We start from the raw sequence: 21,303 nt of genomic DNA, 5'->3' as shown, positions 1-21,303 counted from the left end.
GGCGTCTTGCGATGCGGACGGCTGTCACGGTGTGGCGGTGGACCTTCCCGTGCCTCCCCGGACCGGCTAGACGGGCATCGGACAGTAGACCGTCAGCGCCTCGGGCAGTTTGTCGATCAGCAACTCGGTTCCGGAGCGGGCCACTTCACCGTCGTACGCGTAGGGCGTCCCCGGCCTCAGACCGGCGATCCGCACCCGGCGTCGCCGTACCGCCGCGTGCGCGGGGGAGCGGGTCAGGGGCCCGGCCGCCGCCGCGGCCAGCAGCCGCAGGCCCGGGGTGCGGCCGCCGTGCACCACCCTGACGTCCAGCAGCCCGTCCGCGAGGTTGTGGCGTCGGCCGGGCGCGGGCCCCATGCGCCGGAAGAGCCCGTTGCCGACGAACAGCAGCCACAACGGCCGCCTGCGTCCCTGGAGTTCGGCCTCCAGGGGTCGCTGCCCGCGCAGGACGTGGAAGGCGGCGAGCACCCCCGCCGGCCAGCCGCCGATCCGTGGGGACCAGTGCTCCCGGGTCCGTACGAGCTCCGGGTACACCCCCAGGCTGAAGGCGTTGAGGAAGTAGCCGTCCGCCCCGTCCGGGCCCTTCGGGCCGGGCCGGAACCGGCCCAGGTCCGCCCGTATGGCATCGCCCGAGGTGAGGGCGGCCGCCGTGTCCTGGACCGTCTCGATGCCCAGGTCGTAGGCGAAGTGGTTGAAGGTCCCGCCGGGGAAGACCGCCAGTGGCATCCCGTGCGTCGCCGCGACGGACGCCGCCAGGTTCACCGTGCCGTCGCCCCCGCACACGCCCAGGGCCAGACCCCGGCCCGCCGCCTTCTCCAGCTCGGCGGACAGCTCGGTGGGCGGGCACTGCACCACCTCCGCCAGCGGCAGCGCCTCGCGCACCATCGCGGCGGTCGCGGTGGCCGTGCCGGACGCCTGGTTCACCACCACCACGAGGTCCTTCCCGCCGGGCAGCGCCGGAGCCTCCCCGGGCGGGCGGCCGGGGGCGGGGAGCTGGCCGCGCGTGGGGACGACCCCGCGCAGGGCGAACGCGGCTCCCACGCCGAGGGCCGCCCCGGCCAGGACATCGCTCGGATAGTGCACTCCCGTGTAGACGCGGGAGGCCGCCACCGCCACCGCGACGGGGGCGATGACGGCGCCCCAGCCCTTCGACTCCAGGGCCACCCCGGTGGCGAAGGCGGCGGCGGAGGCCGCGTGACCGGAGGGGAAGGACGTGGTCACCGGCTGCCGCTTCAGCTGCCGCATGACCGGTACGTGATCGAGTATCGGCCGCTGCCGGCGCACCGCGCCCTTGCCGACCGTGTTGATCGCCGCCGAGGCCACCGCCAGGGACGCGACCCCGCGCAACGCGGCCCGGCGCGACCGCGCGCTGCTGCCGAGGGCCGCGATGCCGGCCGCCGCCCCGAACCAGAGCAGCCCGTGGTTGGCGCTCCGGCTCAGCTGGGGCAGCAGCGGGTCGGCGCCCGGCCAGTGCCGGCCCGCGACGCTCTGGAAGACGGCCAGGTCCCGTCCTTGCAGCCAGCTCCGCAGCCGGGCGGTGGAAGGGGCGGAGGACGGGATGTTCGATGACGACATGGACGACATGGCTCAGCGAATACCCGGCAGGTCGCCGCTGAACCAGCAGGCGCGCTGAGACCCGCACCACGCGCCGCCCACGACCGGCGGAACGGCGCAGGTGACACCGCACCTCCGGGTGCCCCCCACGACCGGCGGAACGGTCGGGGTGACGCCGCCCCCCGATGCAGCGGCCACCAGCCCTCCCGAGGGCGCAGGTGACCGGCCACCGGCCCTCCCGGAGGCGGCAGGTGACCGGCCACCGGCCTTCGCGCGGGCGCAGCCCGGCCCTCCGGCGTGCGCGATTGGGCGGGCGGCTCGGGCCGAACCTCCGTATAAAGGGCCCTGGGAGCGCCTTGAGCCGCGAGGGCCCTGCGCGGGGCCCTCGCGCCCGGCGGGGGGAACCGGCGGCGGACGCCGGGACGTGCGAGCGGTGGCGGCGTTCGCGGGGCGCGGGCGGTGACGGTGGAGGAGGACCGGAATGCACGAGGACCACGGGCCCGTCCGCTACGGGCCGCCCGCCCCCGATCCCGGCCTCCCCGTCCTCCCGGAGCTCACCGCCGTCCTGGCCGCCGCCGCCGGGCGCACCCGCCCCGAACCGCCCGGCGGCGGCCCGGCCCTGCGCGAGGCGGCCTGTGCCTACTGGGACCGGCGAGGGCTGCACGGCGCACCCGAGAGCGTCGTGGCGGCCCCCGGAGCCCAGCCGCTTCTCCTCGCGCTGATCGCCGCGCACGACGGCGACGTCCTCATGCCGCGCCCCTGCCCCGCCACCTGGATGCCGCAGGCCCGGCTGCTCGGCCGCCCCGCCTACCAGGTGCCGACCCCGGCCGAATGCGGCGGAGTGCCCGACCCGTACGCCCTGCTGGAGACCGTGCGCCGGGTACGCGCCGAAGGCGGCCGCCCGCGGCTCCTGGTGCTCTCCGTCGCCGACGACCCCACCGCCACGGTCGCCCCGCCCGAGCTGGTCCGGGAGGCGTGCGAGGCGGCGGTCGGCGAGGGGATGCACATCATCAGCGACGAGACCTGGCGCGACACCGTGCACCGCCCCCGCGACACGGTCCTGCTCAGCCCCGCCGAGATGTGCCACGACGACGTCACGGTCGTCAGCGACCTGTCCGGCGGGCTCACCCCCGCCGCCTGGCCGGTCGCCGTCGCCCGCTTCCCGGACACCGAAGCGGCCGCCGTGCGCCGGGCCCGCACGCTGGACGTCCTGACCGCGCTCGGCGCACTGGTCGCCGGACCGCTGGCGCCCGCCGCCGCCCACGCCCTCGGAGAGCCCGAAGCCGTACGGGAGAGGGTCCGGCAGGCGGCGCAGCTCCAGGCCGCGGTGGCCGCCGCCGCCCACCGCGCGGTCCTCACCTCCGGCGCCCTGGCCCGGCCCCCGCAGGCGGGCCGGCACCTGTACGCGGACCTCGGCCCGCTCCGCCCCCGGCTGGCGGACCTGGGCGTCACGGACTCCATGGAGCTGGAGGAGTACCTCACCGACCGGCTCGGCGCGCCGACCCCGGGCGGCCATCGCTTCGGGGACGAACTGGGCGCACTCCGCGTACGGCTGGGCACCGGGCCCCTGCTGGGGGCGACGCCCGAGGAGCGGACGCAGTCCCTCACCGCGCCGGAGCCCCTGGAATTGCCGCATGTCGCGCGGGCGCTCAGCATGTTCGCAGCGGCCTTCGGCGAGTTGCGGTGAGCTGCGGTGAGTTGTTGTGAGCACGCGAGACTCCCGACAGGAGCCTGCCCATGACGGATCAGACCGAGCACGCCCACCCGGACGGCCGCACGGGCACGGACGCGACAGGCCGGGCAGCCGCGAACCCGGTCGTCGTGGGGAAGGCCCCCGACCCCACCGCCCCACCGCCGCTCACCCGTCCCCTCGGCGAGGTCCGGTCCTGGCCCCACAGCTTCGCCGACCGCCTGACCGCGCCCCTCCCCGGCGTCCGGGGCATGACCCGGCTGGCCCGGGAGCGTGCCCTGCGGCCCAACGCCGAGGGCCTGCGCTCCATCTCCCGCCTCCCGTACGCCCCCGAGCCCCTGCCCACCGCCGGCACCACCGTCACCTGGGCCGGACACGCCAGCTGGATCGTCCGCATCGGCGGCCTCACCGTCCTCACCGACCCCGTCTGGTCCCGGCGCATCCTCGGCACCCCGGCCCGGATCACCCCGCCCGGCGTCCCCTGGGCGCGGCTGCCCCGTATCGACGCGGTGGTGATCAGCCACAACCACTACGACCACCTCGACGCCCCGACCCTGCGCCGGCTCCCGCGAGACACCCCGCTGTTCGTCCCCGCCGGGCTCGGCGGCTGGTGCCGGCGCCGCCGCTTCCGCCGCGTCACCGAGCTGGACTGGTGGGAGGGCGCCGAGCTGGACGGCGTCCGCTTCGACTTCGTCCCCTCCCACCACTGGTCCAAGCGCACCCTCACCGACACCTGCCGCTCCCTGTGGGGAGGCTGGGTGTTGGGCGAACACAGAGGTCAGGGGCGGCGGATCTACTTCGCCGGGGACAGCGGGTACGGGCACTGGTTCGCCGAGATCGCCCGCCGCCACCCCGCCCTCGACCTGGCCATCCTCCCGATCGGCGCGTACGAGCCCCGCTGGTGGCTCGCCGACGTGCACACCGACCCGGAGGAGGCCGTACGGGCGTACGAGGATCTCGGCGCCCGTGCCATGGCGCCGATGCACTGGGCGACCTTCCTGCTCTCGGCCGAACCGGTCCTGGAACCGCTGGCCCGGCTGCGTACCGCCTGGCAACGGGCCGGACACCCCCGCGACCGGCTCTGGGACCTCCCGATCGGCGCTTCCCGCACCCTGGGCACACCGTAGGACGCCCATCGCACGGCCTCACCCCGCGGCGTCGGACGCGCCCACCGCGCCGGGTCAACCGGTCGGAGCGCCCACCGCACGGCCCTACCCCGCGGCCTCGCCCGTCCCGTGGCCGAACCGTGCGCGCAGTCGCCGCCACACCGCCGGGGCCCCGCTGATCACCACGGTCAGCACGACCGCCGCGAGCACGCCCTGCCAGGGCTCCGGGAAGAGCGAACCGCCCAGTATCCCGATCAGCTGGTACGTCGCCGCCCAGGCCAGGCACGCCGGAACGTCGCCCCGGGCGAACGTCTTCAGCGGCATCTTGCCCAGCAGACAGGCCAGCATCACCGGGATCCGCCCGGCCGGCACCAGCCGGGACAGCACCAGCACCGTCCCGCCGCGCGTGTCCAGCTTCTCCCGCGCCTGGGCCAGCCGCTCCGGCGCGGCCCGCCGGGTGAGCGCCTCCAGCCACTTCGAACCGTGCTCGGAACGCACCCCGCGCTGCCCCAGCCAGTACAGGCAGACATCCCCCAGGAACGCCGCCGACGAGGCGACCGCGAAGACGAAGAGCAGCGAGAACGGCGACGTCTGGTGGAACGCCACCACCGCCGCCGAACTCACCAGCGCCCCCGTCGGAATCACCGGCACCAGCGACCCCAGGGCCACCAGGAGGAACAGCGTCGGGTAGCCCACGGCCTGCTGGGTCGACTCGGTGGGCAGCTCCCGCACCACCGCCTGGAGCTCCTCGATCACCGGCCGGCCTCCGGCCGGACCCGCTCGCCGTGGGACAGCAGGTGCACCGCCACCTCGGGGGCCCGCAGGCCGGCCTGCCGGACGAACTCGTCGCCCGGCCCGTGGAACTCGTGCGGCCGCACCCCGTCCAGACCGATCGGCCAGTACGTGCCGTAGTGCACCGGCACCGCCGAGCGCGGCTCCAGCAGGGTCAGCGCCTCGGCGGCGCGGGCCGGGTCCAGATGGCCGTGCCCGAGATACGGGCCCCAGCCGCCCACCGGCAGCAGCGCCACGTCCACCGCGCCCACGGCGTCGGCCATCTCGTCGTAGAGGCCGGTGTCCCCGGCGAAGTACGTACGGGCCTCGCCCTCGACCACGTAACCGAGCGCGGGCGCCCGGTGCGGCCCGACCGGGAGCCGTCGCCCGTCGTGGAGCGCCGGAACGGCCCGCACCCGGACCTCGCCCACCCGCACCCCGTCGCCCGCCCGCACCTCGTCGACGATCAGCTGCCGCCTGCGGCGCAACGTCCGCAGCCCCGGCACGGCCGCCGTCGCGCCGCTCGGCACGATCAGCCGGGTGCCGGGGGCGAGACGGGAGAGCGAGGGCAGGTGCAGATGGTCGGAGTGCAGATGCGAGACGAGCACCACATCGGCGCACGCGGCCTGCGGCGGCGGAACCTCGCCGCGACGGCGGCGCAGATGAGCGAAGCGCCGTACGAACAGGGGGTCGGTCAGCACGCGTACCCCTGAGTCCTCGATCGTGCAGGTGGCATGACCCCACCAGGTGACCTCCACCGGCACGTCCCGCCTCCTCCTCGCCGAGCCTCCGCGACCCCATGCCCCGAAGCGGCCCGCGCACACCCGTACGGGGAAAACCACCCGTACGGGGAAAGCGCCGCCGGTACGAGCCTAAGCGCCCCCGGCGCTCCCACAGGACGGCCGCTGACCGGGGCCGACGCTGTGAAAGGCTGGGGAGCGGGGTCGTGACGAGCGGGCCCGCGGTGGAGAAGGCGTGAGGTGGACCGGCGTGGACGAGCGGAGACGGCGTGCGCCGCGATGGCGTACGCCGGGATGGCGGACGGCGGGCGGCGCGCTGATGCGGGTCGTCGCGGTCTGGGCGGTGTCCACCCTCACCATGCTCGCGCTCGCCGGCATCCTGCCCGACTTCCAGCTCCAGTCCGACGACGGCGACACCATCACCCGCACCGCCTTCACGGCGGCCTGGGGCGCGGGCGCGTTCGGCCTGCTCTCCGCGCTGGTGTGGCCGGTCCTGGTCCGGGCCCTGCTCATCGTCCCCGCGCTCGTCATGGGCGCGCTGGTCTTCTTCCTCAACGGTTCGCTGCTGCTGATAGCGGTGCGCCTCATCCCGTACGGGCGTGGGGAAGCCGCCCCGGAGACCGCGGTCCTCGTCGCCGCCGTGATGTCCGCCGTCGCCTCCGCCACCTCCACCGCACTAGCCGTCCGCGACGACGAGGCGTACCGCCGCAGGCTCTCCCGCCTCGCCGACCGCCGCCGCCGGCGCGGTTCCCCGGACACCCTGGGACCGGACCGCGACGGACCGCCCGGCACCGTCTTCCTCCAGCTTGACGGCGTCGGCCACGACGTCCTGGTCAAGGCGGCGGCCGCCGGGCTCATGCCGACCGTCGCGGGCTGGCTCGCGGACTCCACCGGACACCGCCTCACCCCTTGGCGCACCGACTGGTCCAGCCAGACCGGAGCCAGCCAGCTCGCCATCCTGCACGGCTCCAACCACGACATCCCCGCCTTCCGCTGGTACGAGAAGGAGACCCGCACCGTCATGGTCTCCAGCCGCCCCGCCAGCGCCCTGGAGATGCAGCGCCGCGCCATCGCCCGCACCCGGGACGGCGGCCTGCTCACCGTGGACGGCGCGAGCCGCGGCAACCTCTTCAGCGGCGGCGCGGGCCAGCTCGCCCTGGTCCTGTCCATGGCCGCCCGGCGCGGCAAGGGCCGCCGCTCCCGCTCGGGCTATTTCGCCTACTTCTCCGACCCGGCCAACGCCGTCCGCACCGCCCTCTCGTTCGCCGCCGAGGTCGGCCGCGAGATCGGCCAGTCGACCCGGGCCCGCGTCCGGAAGGTCACCCCCCGGGTCAAGCGCGGCGGCCTCTACCCCTTCATCCGGGCCTTCGCCACCGTCGTGGAGCGCGATGTGGTGGTCGCCGCCGTCATCGGCGACATGTTCGCCGGACGCACCGCCGTCTACGCGGACCTGGTCGCCTACGACGAGGTCGCCCACCACTCGGGCCCGCACAGCCGCGACGCCGAGAAGGTCCTCGAACGCCTGGACCGCTCGCTCGCGCTGATCGCCAAGATCGCCGACCACACCCCGCGTACGTACCGCATCGTGCTCCTCTCCGACCACGGCCAGAGCCCCGGCGAGACCTTCGCCGGGAAGTACGGGCTGACGCTCAAGGACCTGGTGCGGGCGGGCTGCGGCCTGCCGGTGCCGCGCCGCGCACGCGGCACGCACAGCGTCTCCGAAGCGCGTGACGCGGTACGGATCGCCCTGCACCGCCCGCCCGAGGAGGAGGTACGGGAGGCGGAGCACCCGGCGAAGCCCTCCGACCCGATCGTGCTGGCCTCCGGCAACCTCGGGCTGATCTCGTTCCCCGACGTCGAGGGGCGCGCCTCGCGCGAGCAGATCGACCGCCGCCACCCGGCGCTGCTCTCCACGCTCGCCAACCACCCGGGGGTCGGCTTCCTCCTCGTACGCAGCGAGGAGCACGGCTCCGTGGTGCTCGGGCCGGGCGGGGCCGAGGTCCCGGTCGACGAACTGGCGGACGGCGAGGGCCCGCTCGCGGTGTACGGAGTCGGGGCGGCGGCCGCCGTACGGCGTACCGACACCTTCCCGCACGTCGCCGATGTGATGGTCAACTCCATGTACGACCCCGCAACCGGCGCGGTGCACGCCTTCGAGGAGCAGATCGGCTCCCACGGCGGTCTGGGCGGCGAACAGTCCCGGCCGTTCCTGCTCTGGCCGCGCGGGATGACGGACCCCCTCGACATCGTCGCCGCCGAGTCGGCCGACGGCGCTCACGCCGCGACGCCGCCGGGCGGCGGTCTGGTGGGCGCGGAGGCGGTGCACCGGGTGCTGAACCGATGGCTGGCCGAGTTCTCCGGCCCGCAGGTGCCGGTGCGGGCCGAGGGCTTCACGGGCGCGGCCCAGGCGGACGAGCCGTTCCCGGGGGAGGGGGCGGCGGGGCGGATCCCGGGGGAGGGCCCGGTCGCCGCGACGGATCACGGACGGGCCCCGGCCGCGCGGACCCCTCCGGTCCTCAGCGAACTTCCGCTCCCCGACGCGCCGGGCACGGGGGGCTGAGGACCCCGGGCGGCCAGGCTCCGGCGGCCGGGCCCTGGCGGCCGGGTCGCCCCCCCCACGTAATTCCGTACGCAATTCCGTACGCAATTCCGTACGCGGGTCAGTGCACGGCTGGGTGTGCGGCCGGTGTGCGGCGTGGCCGGGTGTGCTGCTGAGCGCACGGCTCAGGCCGACTGCCGCCGTACCAGCGTCGGCGGGAACACCACGGAGGGCGACGGCCCGCCGGGCCCGCCGATCTGCTTCAGCAGCAGCCGGGCCATCTCCGCCGCCATCTCCTCCACCGGCTGCCGCACCGTGGTGAGCGGCGGGTCGCAGGCGGCGGCCGCGCTGCTGTCGTCGAAGCCGACCACCGCCACATCGGACGGTACATCGCGGCCCGCCCGCAGCAGCACCGGGAGCGCGCCCAGCGCCATCAGGTCCGAGGCGATGAACACCCCGTCCAGGCCGGGCTGTTCCGCCAGCAGCCGCCGCATCGCCGCCGCGCCGCCCAGATGCGTGAAGTCCCCCTCGGCGCAGGCCACGTCCTCGATGCCGTGCGCGGCGAGCGCCTCCAGGAATCCCGAGAGCCGGACCTGCCCGGCGGGCCTGTCCTGCGGACCGGAGACGGTGCCGATGCGGCGTCGGCCCAGCGCGGCCAGGTGGTCGGCCGCCAGCCGCGCCCCGGCCTGCTGATCGACCTCCACATAGGCCAGCGACGACGGACGCGGCGGGCGGCCCGCGAGGACGGCGGGCAGCCGGGTGTCCTGGAGCAGGCCGGGCAGCGGGTCGTCCGCGTGCGAGGTGACCAGCACGACGCCGTCGACATGGCCGTGGCGGAGGTAGGAGAGCAACTGGTTCCGGGACGTCTCGTCGTCGGCCAGCATCAGCACCAGCTGGATGCCGGCCGGGCGCAGCACTTCCAGGAGCCCGCTGACGACCCGGCCGAAATAGGGGTCGGAGAACATCCGGCCCGCGAACGGCTCGGAGACAGGCCGCCGTTCGCGCTCCGAGATCACCAGCGCCACCGAGTCGGTCCGCCGGGTCACCAGCGAGCGCGCGGCCCGGTTGGGCACGTAGCCGGTGGTCGCCACCGCCTCCTCGACCACGGTGCGCAGGGCGGGGTCCACCGTGGTGGCACCGTTGATCACCCGGGACACGGTGGCCCGCGAGACACCGGCCACGGCCGCCACGTCCTCCAAGGTCGGGCGTACGGGCGGCTCCACTTCGGCTGTCATGCAGCCCTTTATACCCGCAGCCCAGCGCGCCGGGTCAGCGGAGGGGTTACCCGGCCACCGGGAGCCCTTCCAGCTCGGTGAGCGCGGCCTCGCGCGCCGTGACCAGGGCGGCGGCCAGCCGTTTGGCGTCGGCTCTCTCGCCCGCGGCGATCTCGGATCGCGACACCTGTGCGGACTGCCGCAGATGGTCGCGGATCCGGGCCAGGAGGAGCCGGTCGAAGGCCGCTCCCTCGGCCGCCTCCGCCGCTTCGAGGTCCTGTTCGGTCACCATGCCGGGCATGTCGTGGCCCGCGTGCACATCGGTGTCGGGCAGCCCCATCCGGGCCAGCAGGGGCCGCAGCCGCCCGAGTTCGCCCTCCTGCGCGCTGCGGAGCCGCGTCGCGAAGGCCCGCAACCGGGGTTCGGCGGCCCGGTCGGCGGCGAGGGCGAGCAGGGCCACCGCCTTCTCGTTCATCGGCGTCATCAACTGGACCCAGGCGGCGTCGGTGGGGGCGGCGTCGGTGGACGCGGAGGGTGCGGCTGTGGCGGAGGCCGTCGCGGGCTCCGTGGGGGAGGAGCAGCCGGCCGAGGCGGTGAGGCCCAGCAGAGCCAGGAGGGCCAACATGCCCAGCACGACAGGGGGCTTGGGTGGGGCGGAGCGTCTCATGGGGTGTCCTGCACAAGGCGGCGGGGGGAGGGCGCCGCCCCGGAGCCGGAGCTCCGGGGCGGACGCCGTTGGACGGTTGAATCGGTGACGTACCGTCAGGGAGTGCCGTCGAAGCCGCACTTCACGATGGCGTTGATGCAGTCGCGTACACGCTGCGCCATCTCCTGCTCCGGCCATACGTTGAAGAAGTCGCCGTGCATCGTGTAGCCGGGGCCCGACGCGAGCCGGAAACGGGCCGGGTCGCCGTTGACCGGATAACGCAGCACCTGACGGAGCTTGGGCACCGGGACCGGGTGCGTCGACGGGCAGGCGCCGGCCACGGGGTAGGCCATGTGGCTCTTGTGGTCGGCCGAGTCGAGGTCCGTGCCGTTCCAGCACTGCGGGAAGTCGAGGTAGGACTCCAGCATCGTGCCGGGCGGACAGTTCACGAAGTTCTGCGAGGGGTTGACCTCACCGGCGTGCAGGCACGACCAGCGGGCGATCGTGTTGTCCTGCGGGCCGGTCGCCTTCGCGTTGCCCGCCACGATGCGCAGGCCCCGGGGGAAGGGCTTGATCTGCCGGATGACGTCGTCGCGGACGCCTTCGCCCAGGTAGTAGAACGTGGTCCCGGTGGGCTCCACCTCCCGGTCCCCGTCGTACAGGGTGGGCACCCAGTAGGAGGAGAGGTCGGTGTCGGGCGAGCAGGAGGTGCGGCCCTTCTCCAGCGAGGCCAGGTCGGAGTGGGCGTTCGTGGTGTCGTTGCCGAAGAAGCTGTGCATGTGGGAGGCGCCCGGCAGGCCCGGGAAGACGATCGGGTCGTCGGGGGCCCGGTGGGTGTACGGGCACTCCGCCAGGAACTCGGCCACCCGCACCACGTCGGCGGCCTCGGGGGCGGCCTCGGCGGCGGCGCGGTCGGCCATGGCGTTGCCGACGTTGGCCTGTACGAGGGAGAGGGCGAGGGCTGCGGCGGCGAGCCCGGCGACTCTGTAGCGCCAGGTCCGGGGGGAGCGTTGGCGGCGGTGTTCGGGACTGCGTCGATTTCGGAAGAGCACGGCACTCCTGTTCGGAAGTGGGGGATTCCTCGATGGGGGTAGAGAGCGCTCTCTCAGTGGAACGTAGAAGTGCTGTCTGTGCATGTCAAGAGAATGAGCAAGAGCGGCAACTAACGGGCTTAAGAACCAAGTTGAGGGCGATTGACTTGGAGAGCGCTCTCCTCAAGGAAGGGGATGTGCTCGCGTACGTTGTCGGGTTCGGCCTGCACGCGGCTGCGGGCATCGAGGGGCCGAGGGGCGGCCCCGGTCCGGGCGCGTACGTTGTACCGATGGTCGAATCCCTGCCGCCCGGCGGCGTTGTGCTCGAAGTGACCGAACTGGAGACCCGCTGGACGGACGCCTGGCGGCCGGAACGCGTCGCGGACCGGCTGGACGGGGTCGATGCGCCGTGGTGCGTCGCGGCGGGGTGGGCGCTGGACCTGTTCCGCGGGGAGCAGTCGCGGCCGCACGGCGATCTGGAGATCGCGGTGCCCGCGGCGGCGTTCCCGGAGATTCGACGCCGCTTCCCGGAGCACGCGTTCGACGCGGCGGGTTCGGGCCGGGTCTGGCCGGCGGCGGGGGCCGAGGAACTGGCGGCCACGCACCAGACCTGGGTGCGGGATCCGGCGAGCGGCCAGTTCCTGTTCGACGTCTTCCGCGAGCCGCACGAGGGCGGGACCTGGATCTGCCGGCGGAACGAGGAGCTGCGGCTGCCCTACGACGCGATCATCGAGCGAACGGCGGACGGGATCCCCTATCTCATCCCGGAGTTGGTGCTGCTGTTCAAGGCGAAGGCGGCACGGCCCAAGGACCGGGCCGACTTCGACGGGACGGTGCCGCTGCTGGGCAGGGCCCGGCGGGCCGTGCTCGGCGAGTGGCTGGAGTTCGTGCACCCCGGACATCCGTGGCTGGCGGAGCTCGCGCGGTGACCTGATGGGGTGACCTGATGCGGATACCTCACGGGAAGCCTTGGATTCGGTGAGGAAGTGGCTTTCCCTCACCCGGTATTGCATAGTGAGGGCTTGGTCATGCCTCGCTATCAGCGGGCCGATGGGTGCGTGGGCGGCTGACGCCGGCCGACCGGGGGTGAGGGGCGATGCGTTCTCCGTACGAGGGGCAGCGGCGTGGTCGTGCCGTCGCCGCCCTGCCGGGTCGGCCCGGCGGCGAGCACCTCGGCCTGCCGGACCCCGACCCCCAGGCCATGCGCGGGACCGGCCGGTCCGGCGAAGGGCGCGAGCCGCTCGGTGAGGGACCACGCCCGTTCGGCGGAGGTCCCAGGCCGCTTCGTGACGGAAGCGGGGCCGGGGGGCTCGGGACCGGGCACGAGCCCGGGGCGCTCCGGGTGCGCCACGGACACCGTCGGCTCGGCGACAGGACTGTGGCGGCCCGGGGACTCGCCCTGGACCTCGGCAGCTCCCGCACCCGGGCCTGGGTGCCCGGCCACGGCCTGGTCAGCGACCCGCTCCTCGGCCGCGCCCTCGACGGGGACGCCGAACGGCCCGTCCGGCGCGGGCGCATCGTCGACCCCGAGTCCTGCGGGCGGCTGCTCGGCCGGATCGCCGACGCGACCCTCGGGCCCGACCGTGGCGACAGCGTGATCGTCCTCAGCCATCCCGTCCTCGCCGGGGCCGGGCACCGCAACGCCGCGCGGGAGCTGCTCGCCGGGCTCGGCCCGACGCGCGTCCTCGTCCTCAGCAGCGCCCGGGCCGCCGCCGCGCACGCCGGACCGCGCGACGCCGGCCCCCTGCTCGTCGTCGACATGGGCGCGGAGCTGACCGAGGTCACGCTCCTCGTCGGCGGCCGGATCGCCGACGCCCGGCAGGCCGAGACCGGGCTCAGCGACCTCGACCCGGCGACGCTGCCCGAGACCCTCGTCCGTACGGTCCTCGACATGGTGATGTCCATGTGGCGGCAGGACCGGCACGGCGCGGTCCGCGGCGCGCTGCGCAAGGGCCCGGTGCTCGCCGGCGGCGGGGCGCTGCGCCCCGCCGTGACCGACCGCATCGCCCGGTGCCTCGGCGCCCCCGTCCGGCTGGCGGACGACCCGTCGACCACCGTCGTGCGCGGCGCCGGACAGATCCTCAGCTCGGTGCTCCGACACGGGGTGCTCCGTCACGGGGTGACGCCTTCCGTCCTGCCGGGCCCACCGAGGTGACCCCGCGCCCGGGGACGCCCCGGGGGAACGCGTCCCGGGCGCGGCCGCACGCTCTCGCGCGGCGGGCGCGGTCGGTGTCGGCCGCACTGCTGCTCGCCGTCCTCGCCCTGGTCGGCGGCGCTCCGGCGGCCGGCGCGGCGGTCTTCGCCGACGCCCTCGACAGCGCCGCTTCGTCCACCCTCACGTACCCGCAGCGAACGCCGACGCCCGCGCCGGATACGCACACGCACACGCATACGCACACCGATCGCGGGCCCGTCGATCACGGCCCCGGCGACCACGGCCCTCTCGGTCACGGTCCCCTCGGCCACGGTCCCCTCGGCCACGGCCCCCTCGGCCACGGGCCCCTCGGCCATGAGCAGCCCGGTCTTGAGCAGCCCGGTCAAAAGCAACTCGGTCATGAGCAGCTCGGGCACACCCCGTCGCCAGCGGCCGATCCGGCGCACGCGCCCCGGGTCGGCGTCGGCCGGGTTCACGTACCGGCTCACGCGCCTCCGTCGCCGTGCGCCGCGCTGCCGCCCTGCCCGCCGGGGCCGTCCGAGCCGCGCGGCCATGTCCAGCGGGTCACCGCCGCCTCCGCGGGCGCGGCCTGCGGGCGCGGCGGTTCCCTGCCCGGCGTCCGGGGCCCTCCGGGAGCGGCCGCCGGTCCCTCGGCCGGCCACCGGCCCCGCTCTGCCGATCCGGCGCCGCGTCCTCGCTGAGGTGAGGGCGGCCGACGCCCCACCGGAGGATTTCCCATGACTCGCGCCACCACGGTGCGAGCGGTTCTGGCTGCCGCCGTGCTGCTCGTCTCCGTCTTCATCTCGCTGACCATGTCGCCCAGACTCGGCCTCGACCTCCAGGGCGGCACCCGTATGGTGCTCCAGGCCAAGGACTCCGCCACCGTCGAGGCGGACCGGGAGACCACCGACCGCACCCTGGAGGTCCTGCGCCAGCGCATCGACTCCCTGGGCGTCGCGGAACCCGTCCTGACCCGTTCCGGCGAGGACCGGATCATCGTCGAACTGCCCGACGTCCAGGACCCGCGCCAGGCCGCCGCCGTGATCGGCCGGACGGCCCAGCTCAGCTTCCACGCCGTCCAGGGCCCGGCGGCCGACGCCCCCGGAACCCCGGACGCCAGCGACACGACCGGCTCCGACCGGCTCACCCTCCCCGACGAGCAGGGGCGGCCACTGGCCCTCGGGCCCGCCCGTCTCTCCGGGGCCGGTGTCCAGGACGCCACGGCCTCCTTCGACGCACAGCGGGCCGGCTGGAACGTGTCCCTCGACTTCCACGCGGACGCCGGACGGGACTGGACCCGGCTGACCGGCGAGGCCGCCTGCCATCCCGTCCAGGACGAGCGCCGCCGCGTCGCGATCGTCCTGGACGAGAAGGTCATCTCCTCGCCCCAGGTCGACCCCTCGGTCCGCTGCGAGGCCGGACTGCCCTCCGACGGCACCCAGATCACCGGCTCCTTCAGTGCGAAGGAGGCCCGGGACCTGGCCCTGCTCATCAAGGGCGGGGCCCTGCCCGTACCCGTCGAGATCGTCGAACAGCGGACCGTCGGCCCGACCCTCGGGGCCGCGGCCATCGACGCGAGCGCCCAAGCGGCGCTGATCGGGGCCGCAGCCACCGCCCTCTTCATCACGCTCGTCTACCGCCTCTTCGGCGCGCTGGCCGCCGTGGCCCTCGCCGCGTACGGGGTGATCTCGTACGCCGCACTCGTCGCCCTCGGCGTCACCCTCACGCTCCCGGGGCTCGCCGGGTTCGTCCTCGCCATCGGGATGGCGGTCGACGCGAACGTCCTGGTCTTCGAACGGGCCCGCGAGGAGTGCGCCGAGCAGCCGAGCCGCTCCCTGCGCTCGGCGCTGACCATCGGGTTCCGGAAGGCGTGGAGCGCCGTCGCCGACTCGAACGTGACCACGCTCCTCGCGGCCGGGCTCCTCTTCTTCCTGGGCTCGGGCCCGGTCAAGGGCTTCGGCGTCACCCTCGCCATCGGGGTCGTCGCCTCGATGTTCTCCGCGCTCGTCATCGCCCGCGCGCTGACCGAGATCGCGGCGGGCTCCCGGTTCGTCAGCGACTTCCGGGGCGTCAACGGCATCGCGCGCCCCGGGGCCGTACGGACCTGGTTGACCCGCCGGGACCCGCGGCTGTTCCGCTCGCCCGTCCGCTGGCTCCTCGTCTCGACCGCCCTGGTCGCCGTCGCGCTCGCGGGCATCGTGGTACGCGGGGTGGACCTGGGCGTCGAGTTCACCGGGGGCCGGCTCGTGGAGTACTCCACCAGTCGGCCGGTCGACGTCGAAACCGCCCGCAGCACGCTCGCCGCCGCCGGTTTCGGTGACGCCGAAGTCACCACGGCGGGCGACGGCGACCTCTCCGTACGCACGGGAAAGCTCGACAACGACGGGGAGCACGCCCTGCGGGCCGCCCTGGCCGCCGAGGGCGGTGAGACCACGAAGGTACGGGACGAGCTGATCGGCCCGAGCCTCGGCGACGAACTGCGGCGCAACGCGCTGATCGCCCTGGCCGTCGCCGTACTCGTGCAACTCGCCTATCTGGCGGTCCGGTTCCGCTGGACGTTCGCCGTGGCGTCGGTCGCGGCGCTGGTGCACGACGTGATCGTCGTCGTGGGGGCCTTCGCCTGGCTGGGGCGGCCCGTGGACGGCATCTTCCTGGCCGCCCTGCTCACCGTCATCGGCTACTCGGTCAACGACTCGGTGGTGGTCTTCGACCGGGTACGGGAGCTGTGGGCCGGGAACCGGAAGACACCCCTGCCGACCATCGCCCGCCGGGCCGTCCTCCAGACCGTCCCCCGTACGGTGAACACGGGGATGGGGGCCCTGTTCATCCTGGCCGCCCTCGCGGTGCTGGGCGGCGACTCGCTGGCCGACTTCGCCCTCGCCCTGCTCATCGGCATCTGCGTGGGCACCTGGTCCTCGGTCTTCACCGCCGTACCGGGGGCCCTCGTCCTCGAACGGACCACCGACGCCCCGCCGCCCGTACCGGGGAGGGCCTCCCGGCGCGGCCGCGCACCTCGGCGTGACCCGCTCGACAACGGAGCCCGCGTCTGACCGCGCGGCGCGCCGGGGCCGCGCCGGGGAGGCAGCCGCCGCGCGAAGACCGTAACGTCACCGGCGTACCGGCGTACCGGCGTACGGGGCACACGGCCGGCGCTGAACCCGTCCGCCGTATCACCGCCACAGTCCGCACCGCACCCACACCCACACCACCACCGATACCGAGACCCACGGGAGCCGTTCCATGTCCGCCGAACCGCTGTCGCAGACCGAGATCACACGCCGTCTGGAGGCGCTGCCCGGCTGGGCGCTGGAAGGGGACCGGATCACCCGGACCTTCCGGCTGCCCTCGCACTTCGCCGCCGCCGCGCTGACCGTGCACATCGCGCGGATCCAGGAGGAGCTGAACCATCACTCCGACCTGACCCTCGGGTACAACACGGTGGCCCTCGCCATCCACACGCACGACGCGGGTGGCGCGGTCACGGAGAAGGACCTCGAGCTGGCGGGCCGGGTGGCGGCCGTCGCACCGCTCCACGGCGCGGAGTAGCGCTCCCCGCTTCCCGTTCCCGCCGCCTCAGCCCACGGTCCCGAACCGTGGGTGCGCGACGAGCCATCGCGCGTAGGTCGGGCTGCGGGACACGGCCTCCGCGTACGCCGCCCGGGTCTGCCCGGCCACCGTCCCCGCCGCGGCGTCCGCGGCGGGGGAGTGGGGGTGCCAGCCCAGCAGGTGCCGCCAGCTGAGCGGCGCACCGGCGAGCGGCCGGGTCACCAGGCCGGGGACCGGCGGGAACGTCGCCCGGCACAGCCCGATCGCCCGCCCGACCTGAACCAGATGGACGACGGACGAGGTATCCGTCTCGTACACCGACACGGGGGTGAAGCCCGCCCGCGCGCAGGCCGTGGCGAAACAGTCCGCGAAACAGCCGTCCCCCGGCACGTCGGCCCAACACTGGTCCGCGAGCGCGGCGAGCTCCAACTCCCCCTCGCCGGCCAGTGGATGGTCCTCCGGCAGCATCACGAACACCGGGTCCACCCCCACCACCTCCCAGACCAGCCGGTCGGCCAGGGGCGGCGGGCTCTCGCCGCACGTGCCGATCAGCGCGAAGTCGAGGCGGCCGTCGATCGTCAGGGAGGCGATCTCGTCCACCGACCACGAGGTGTACGTGGACACCGGCGCCGCCGGGTGCGCCGTGGCGATCCGGTCGACGAGTCCGCCGAGCAGCGGGCCGTGCGTACCGCCCAGCCGGAACCGTTCCAGCGGCCCGGTGGCGTTGGCGAACCGTACGGCCTCCGCCTGGAGTTCGCTCACGGCGGGCAGGACGACCCGGGCCCGCTCCAGGACGAGTTCGCCGAGCGGAGTGGCGCGGGCGCCCGTATGGTCCCGCTCGAAGAGCGTGCCGCCCAGGGCCTTCTCGATCCGCCGCAGTTGGGCGCTCAGGGCGGGCTGGGCGAGGCCCAGGGCGGCGGCGGCCTTGGTGAGGCTGCCGGTGTCGGCGATGGCACGGACCGTTCGCAGATGGCGCAACTCCAGCTCCATAAGGGCAAGTTATGGCCCCGGGTGCACCCCGGCAATATGCCGGTCATCCTTCTGTCCGGTCAATGTTTCCGGGCCGTATCCCGCAGCCGTGCCCGGGCCGACACCGCGAAGTGCGTCGGCCCGGGCACGGGGATCCAGGGGCCGGAGGGTTCCGTTCCAGTTCAGCCGTGCCGGACGCTGTGTCGGGCGCTGCCTCGGATGCCACCCTGGGTGCCGCCGCGGATGCCCTGCCGGATGCCGTCCTGGATGCCGTGTCAGACGCCGTGCCAAGCGCCGTCCCGGGCCGCCTCGCGGGCGAACGCGCTGAACTCCTTCGGCTCCCGCCCCAGCACCCGCTTCACATCGTCCGTCGTCGCGCTGTTGTGACCGTCGAGCAGCGTCGCGAACAACTCGGCCAGGAAGCCCGCTTCGGGGCCGAACACACCGAACCCCTCCAGCACCGCCGCGTACTCGGGACCGGTCACCGGCACGTACCGCACCGGCCGCCCCGCCGCCCGGCCGATCTCCGCCGCGGCCTCGTCGAAGGTCAGGCACCGGGGCCCGGTCAGCTCGTACACCGCACCCGCGTGCCCGTCCTCCGTCAGCGCCGCCACCACGACATCGGCCAGGTCGTCGACGTCCAGGAACGGTTCGGCCGTGTTCCCGGCCGGAAAGACCAGCTCGCCGCCGAGCACGCTGTCCAGCAGCGCGCCCTCGCTGAAGTTCTGCGCGAAGAACGCCGAGCGTACGACGGTGAGCTCGACCCCGTCAGTCCCGTTGGACGCGCCAGCCCCACCAGCCTCACCGGCCGCCCCGCGCAGCGCCTCCTCGGCGACGGCCGCCTGGGGTTCGCCGCGCCCCGACAGCAGCACCACCCTGCGGACCCCGCTCGCCGCCGCGATCCGCCCGAAGGCCGCCATCGCCTCGGCCGCACCGGGCACCGCCAGATCCGGGTAGTACGCGACATAGGCCGCCTCCACGCCGTCCAGCGCCGGGCCCCAGGTCGACTCGTCCTCCCAGTCGAAGCGCACCTCGCCGGTACGCGACCCGGCTCGGACCGGCGTCCCCAGCGCCGTCAGGCGCTCCACCACCCGGCGGCCGGTCTTGCCGGTGCCGCTCGTGACCAGAACCGTCCCCACGACCCGCTCCTTCGTCATGTCCTGCTCCTGTCCGTCGTCGCCCGCAGCCGTGATCCCGTGCTGCCTCGTATACGCCTTTTCCGTCATGGCTCCAGCCTTCCGGGCCCCGCACGCCGTGGACATCGTCCAGAAGCTCAGCCCCCTGCTTCTGCGTCCAAGCCCCGCCCTCCTCCGGCCCGCCCGCGTCTACGCTGGTCGCCATGGACGCTCTCGCCGGACTCCTGGACGGGCCCCGGGCCCGGGGCGCCTTCCTGCTGCGCATGGTGATGGAGCCGCCCTGGGCGGTACGGGTGGCCGACCGCGCCCCGATCTGCCTGATGTCGGTGACCCGGGGCGCGGCGTGGATCGTCCCGTCCGATGAGGCCGAGCCGGTCCGTCTGACGCCCGGCGACATCGCGGTGGTCCGGGGCCCGCTTCCGTACACCGTCGCCGATGTGCCCGGGGCCGTGCCGCACGCGCTGATCGGGCCCGGCGGTCTCTGCACGACCCTGCACGGGCAGCCGCTCTCGCAGGAGATGGTGCTGGGGGTCCGCACCTGGGGCAACGCCGCCCACGGCTCGACGGCCGTCCTCGTGGGGACCTACCTGATGGACGGCGAGATCAGCCGCCGCCTGCTCGACGCCCTGCCGCCGCTGCTCCGGCTCCCCGCCGACGACCGGACCGGGCCCCTGCTGCGGCTGCTCGACGCGGAGATCGCCCAGGACGAGCCGGGGCAGCACGTCGTCCTGGACCGGCTGCTGGACCTGCTGCTCATCGCCGTGCTGCGCGGCTGGTTCTCCCGGCCCGGTGCCGAGGCCCCCGCCTGGTACCGGGCGATGAGCGACCCGGTCGTCGGGGTGGCGCTGCGGCTGCTCCAGGACGACCCGGCGCACCCGTGGACCGTCGCCTCGCTCGCCGCCCGGGCCGGGGTGTCGCGGGCCGGGCTCGCCCGCCGCTTCACCGAACTCGTCGGAGAGCCCCCGATGGCGTACCTCACCGGCTGGCGGCTCGCGCTCGCCGCCGATCTGCTGCGGGAGAGCGACGCGACGGTGGAGGCGGTGGCCCGGAAGGTCGGCTACAGCGCCCCGTTCGCGTTCAGTACGGCGTTCAAGCGCGTCCGGGGAGTCAGCCCGCAGGAGTACCGGGGCAAGGACCGGGAAAAATTGCCGGAGCAGCAAGAGAACTTGCCCGAACGCTGACCTCTCGCGAGGGTGGCGCCATGAGCAGCCACGCCGGCGACGGCCACCACGACGCACACGTTCCCACCCCCACCCCCGCCCACGCCCCTGCCCCCACCCCTGCCCACGCCTCCTCCCACGCCGCCAACTCCGCCCATGCCCACAGCCACGCCCACGGATCGCATGCGGCGGGTGCGGGCACGGAGTTCGACTGGGGCGTCATGGGCCCGATGCTGGAGCAGGAGGCCGAACTCAACAGCGGCCCGTACGAGGAGGCGGCCCGCTGGATCGCCGGCCTGCCCACCGCGCCGAAGGTGCGCCGGGTGCTGGACGTCGGCAGCGGTCCCGGCGTCGTCACCTGCCTGCTGGCCGAGGTGTTCCCCGACGCCGAAGTGGTCGCCGTGGACCCCACGCCCGCCCTGCTGGAGCGGACGAAGGACCGCGCCCGGCGGCTCGGCCTGAGCGACCGCGTACGGACGGTGGAGGCCGCGTTCCCGCAGGACGCGAGCCGGTTGGGCGAGGCCGACCTCGTATGGGCCGGCAACTCCCTGCACCACATGGGCGATCAGCGCGCCGCCCTCGCCGGTTTCGCCGGGCTCCTGCGTCCCGGAGGCACCGTGGCGCTGCTGGAGGGCGGGCTGCCCACCCGGCGGCTGCCCCGGGACCTCGGCATCGGCCGGCCCGGCCTGGAGGCCCGGCTGGACGCGGCCTCCGCCGCCCGGTTCGACCGGATGCGGGTCGAACTCCCGGACAGCAGGCGGGAGACCGAGGACTGGAGCGCCCTCATCGCGGCGGTCGGGCTGACCCCGCAGGGCACGCGCAGCTTCCTGCTCGACCTGCCGGCCCCGCTCTCCGGGGCCGCCCGCGACCATGTGGTCACCAAGCTGACCCGGGAGTACGAGACGTTCGGCGAACTGCTCGACGCCGAGGACCGCGCCGTACTGGAACGGCTGCTGGACCCGGAGGACCCGGCGGGGGTCCACCACCGGCCTGACCTCTACCTGCTCACCGCCCGCACGGTCCACCTCGGCCGCCGCGACTGAGACAGC

The 21,303-nt window shown here is 74.7% G+C and carries 18 protein-coding genes; 9 read left to right on the top strand and 9 right to left on the bottom strand.

All coding sequences use genetic code 11. The annotated features are described in order from the left end of the window. Positions 1 to 66 precede the first annotated feature (66 nt). The gene (locus ACLJPL_RS10435; RefSeq protein ID WP_411080470.1) at positions 67 to 1,572 is read right to left on the bottom strand and encodes a bifunctional phosphatase PAP2/diacylglycerol kinase family protein; all 1,506 of its coding nucleotides are present in this window, start codon (positions 1,570 to 1,572) and stop codon (positions 67 to 69) included. Between the two features lie 460 nt (positions 1,573 to 2,032). On the opposite strand from ACLJPL_RS10435, the gene ACLJPL_RS10430 reads away from it, so the two are divergent. Continuing rightward, positions 2,033 to 3,238, top strand: coding sequence for an aminotransferase class I/II-fold pyridoxal phosphate-dependent enzyme (locus ACLJPL_RS10430; RefSeq protein ID WP_411080469.1), 1,206 nt, complete (start codon positions 2,033 to 2,035; stop codon positions 3,236 to 3,238). Positions 3,239 to 3,288: 50 nt separating this feature from the next. Continuing rightward, positions 3,289 to 4,368, top strand: a complete 1,080-nt coding sequence (locus tag ACLJPL_RS10425) for an MBL fold metallo-hydrolase (protein ID WP_411080468.1) — start codon at positions 3,289 to 3,291, stop codon at positions 4,366 to 4,368. A gap of 84 nt (positions 4,369 to 4,452) precedes the next feature. Here the strand turns inward: ACLJPL_RS10425 and ACLJPL_RS10420 are convergent, their stop codons facing one another. Then, positions 4,453 to 5,103, bottom strand: coding sequence for a DedA family protein (locus ACLJPL_RS10420; protein ID WP_411080467.1), 651 nt, complete (start codon positions 5,101 to 5,103; stop codon positions 4,453 to 4,455). Beyond that, complete coding sequence (locus ACLJPL_RS10415) at positions 5,100 to 5,882, bottom strand: MBL fold metallo-hydrolase (RefSeq protein ID WP_411080466.1); 783 nt, start codon at positions 5,880 to 5,882, stop codon at positions 5,100 to 5,102. The genes ACLJPL_RS10420 and ACLJPL_RS10415 overlap by 4 nt, the downstream gene beginning before the upstream one ends. Before the next feature lie 295 nt (positions 5,883 to 6,177). On the opposite strand from ACLJPL_RS10415, the gene ACLJPL_RS10410 reads away from it, so the two are divergent. Then, on the top strand, positions 6,178 to 8,418 hold the full coding sequence (locus ACLJPL_RS10410) for an alkaline phosphatase family protein (protein WP_411080541.1): 2,241 nt from the start codon (positions 6,178 to 6,180) through the stop codon (positions 8,416 to 8,418). A gap of 164 nt (positions 8,419 to 8,582) precedes the next feature. On the opposite strand, the gene ACLJPL_RS10405 is transcribed toward ACLJPL_RS10410, so the two are convergent. From ACLJPL_RS10405 to ACLJPL_RS10395, 3 genes are all read right to left on the bottom strand, one after another. Then, positions 8,583 to 9,632, bottom strand: coding sequence for a LacI family DNA-binding transcriptional regulator (locus ACLJPL_RS10405; RefSeq protein ID WP_411080465.1), 1,050 nt, complete (start codon positions 9,630 to 9,632; stop codon positions 8,583 to 8,585). A gap of 46 nt (positions 9,633 to 9,678) precedes the next feature. Beyond that, complete coding sequence (locus ACLJPL_RS10400) at positions 9,679 to 10,278, bottom strand: DUF305 domain-containing protein (protein WP_411080464.1); 600 nt, start codon at positions 10,276 to 10,278, stop codon at positions 9,679 to 9,681. Between the two features lie 95 nt (positions 10,279 to 10,373). Next, complete coding sequence (locus ACLJPL_RS10395) at positions 10,374 to 11,309, bottom strand: DUF1996 domain-containing protein (RefSeq protein WP_411080463.1); 936 nt, start codon at positions 11,307 to 11,309, stop codon at positions 10,374 to 10,376. Between the two features lie 269 nt (positions 11,310 to 11,578). Here ACLJPL_RS10395 and ACLJPL_RS10390 point away from each other — a divergent pair, with 269 nt between their 5' ends. Next, positions 11,579 to 12,217 (top strand): nucleotidyltransferase domain-containing protein, encoded by a 639-nt coding sequence (locus ACLJPL_RS10390; protein WP_411080462.1) that lies wholly within the window; start codon positions 11,579 to 11,581, stop codon positions 12,215 to 12,217. 503 nt (positions 12,218 to 12,720) lie between these two features. Next, the gene (locus tag ACLJPL_RS10385; protein ID WP_411080540.1) at positions 12,721 to 13,443 is read left to right on the top strand and encodes a rod shape-determining protein; all 723 of its coding nucleotides are present in this window, start codon (positions 12,721 to 12,723) and stop codon (positions 13,441 to 13,443) included. Here ACLJPL_RS10385 and ACLJPL_RS10380 read toward each other — a convergent pair. After that, entirely contained in the window at positions 13,401 to 13,931 is a 531-nt protein-coding gene (locus ACLJPL_RS10380; RefSeq protein ID WP_411080461.1) for a hypothetical protein, read from the bottom strand. The genes ACLJPL_RS10385 and ACLJPL_RS10380 overlap by 43 nt on opposite strands. Positions 13,932 to 14,180: 249 nt before the next feature. Here ACLJPL_RS10380 and secD point away from each other — a divergent pair, with 249 nt between their 5' ends. Together secD and ACLJPL_RS10370 are read left to right on the top strand one after the other, a co-directional pair. Beyond that, positions 14,181 to 16,493: a protein translocase subunit SecD gene (secD, locus tag ACLJPL_RS10375; protein WP_411080460.1), complete on the top strand. Its 2,313-nt coding sequence runs from the start codon at positions 14,181 to 14,183 to the stop codon at positions 16,491 to 16,493. Between the two features lie 190 nt (positions 16,494 to 16,683). Continuing rightward, a complete protein-coding gene (locus tag ACLJPL_RS10370) occupies positions 16,684 to 16,989 on the top strand; it encodes a 4a-hydroxytetrahydrobiopterin dehydratase (RefSeq protein WP_411080459.1) in 306 nt (101 codons plus the stop codon). A gap of 27 nt (positions 16,990 to 17,016) precedes the next feature. Here ACLJPL_RS10370 and ACLJPL_RS10365 read toward each other — a convergent pair whose 3' ends face one another. Both ACLJPL_RS10365 and ACLJPL_RS10360 read right to left on the bottom strand, forming a co-directional pair. Further along, positions 17,017 to 17,979 (bottom strand): LysR family transcriptional regulator, encoded by a 963-nt coding sequence (locus ACLJPL_RS10365; RefSeq protein WP_411080458.1) that lies wholly within the window; start codon positions 17,977 to 17,979, stop codon positions 17,017 to 17,019. 254 nt (positions 17,980 to 18,233) lie between these two features. Further along, positions 18,234 to 19,184 (bottom strand): NmrA family transcriptional regulator, encoded by a 951-nt coding sequence (locus tag ACLJPL_RS10360; RefSeq protein ID WP_411080457.1) that lies wholly within the window; start codon positions 19,182 to 19,184, stop codon positions 18,234 to 18,236. Positions 19,185 to 19,297: 113 nt separating this feature from the next. On the opposite strand from ACLJPL_RS10360, the gene ACLJPL_RS10355 reads away from it, so the two are divergent. Both ACLJPL_RS10355 and ACLJPL_RS10350 read left to right on the top strand, forming a co-directional pair. Continuing rightward, positions 19,298 to 20,275, top strand: a complete 978-nt coding sequence (locus ACLJPL_RS10355; RefSeq protein ID WP_411080456.1) for an AraC family transcriptional regulator — start codon at positions 19,298 to 19,300, stop codon at positions 20,273 to 20,275. Between the two features lie 20 nt (positions 20,276 to 20,295). Then, on the top strand, positions 20,296 to 21,297 hold the full coding sequence (locus ACLJPL_RS10350; RefSeq protein ID WP_411080455.1) for a class I SAM-dependent methyltransferase: 1,002 nt from the start codon (positions 20,296 to 20,298) through the stop codon (positions 21,295 to 21,297). The last annotated feature ends 6 nt before the right edge of the window (positions 21,298 to 21,303 follow it).

The organism is Streptomyces sp. cmx-18-6, from assembly GCF_046548915.1.
Taxonomy (GTDB): Bacteria; Actinomycetota; Actinomycetes; order Streptomycetales; family Streptomycetaceae; genus Streptomyces.
The sequence above is the reverse complement of the archived record's forward strand: the minus strand, read 5'-3'. Positions and strand labels throughout refer to the sequence as shown.

Bases quoted from the DNA above. Each gene is read 5' to 3' on its own strand.
- ACLJPL_RS10435 (WP_411080470.1), bottom strand. From the start codon at position 1,572: ATGTCGTCATCGAACATCCCGTCCTCCGCCCCTTCCACCGCCCGGCTG.
- ACLJPL_RS10430 (WP_411080469.1), top strand. From the start codon at position 2,033: ATGCACGAGGACCACGGGCCCGTCCGCTACGGGCCGCCCGCCCCCGAT.
- ACLJPL_RS10425 (WP_411080468.1), top strand. From the start codon at position 3,289: ATGACGGATCAGACCGAGCACGCCCACCCGGACGGCCGCACGGGCACG.
- ACLJPL_RS10410 (WP_411080541.1), top strand. From the start codon at position 6,178: ATGCGGGTCGTCGCGGTCTGGGCGGTGTCCACCCTCACCATGCTCGCG.
- ACLJPL_RS10405 (WP_411080465.1), bottom strand. From the start codon at position 9,632: ATGACAGCCGAAGTGGAGCCGCCCGTACGCCCGACCTTGGAGGACGTG.
- ACLJPL_RS10400 (WP_411080464.1), bottom strand. From the start codon at position 10,278: ATGAGACGCTCCGCCCCACCCAAGCCCCCTGTCGTGCTGGGCATGTTG.
- ACLJPL_RS10390 (WP_411080462.1), top strand. From the start codon at position 11,579: ATGGTCGAATCCCTGCCGCCCGGCGGCGTTGTGCTCGAAGTGACCGAA.
- secD (WP_411080460.1), top strand. From the start codon at position 14,181: ATGACTCGCGCCACCACGGTGCGAGCGGTTCTGGCTGCCGCCGTGCTG.
- ACLJPL_RS10370 (WP_411080459.1), top strand. From the start codon at position 16,684: ATGTCCGCCGAACCGCTGTCGCAGACCGAGATCACACGCCGTCTGGAG.
- ACLJPL_RS10365 (WP_411080458.1), bottom strand. From the start codon at position 17,979: ATGGAGCTGGAGTTGCGCCATCTGCGAACGGTCCGTGCCATCGCCGAC.
- ACLJPL_RS10360 (WP_411080457.1), bottom strand. From the start codon at position 19,184: ATGACGGAAAAGGCGTATACGAGGCAGCACGGGATCACGGCTGCGGGC.
- ACLJPL_RS10355 (WP_411080456.1), top strand. From the start codon at position 19,298: ATGGACGCTCTCGCCGGACTCCTGGACGGGCCCCGGGCCCGGGGCGCC.
- ACLJPL_RS10350 (WP_411080455.1), top strand. From the start codon at position 20,296: ATGAGCAGCCACGCCGGCGACGGCCACCACGACGCACACGTTCCCACC.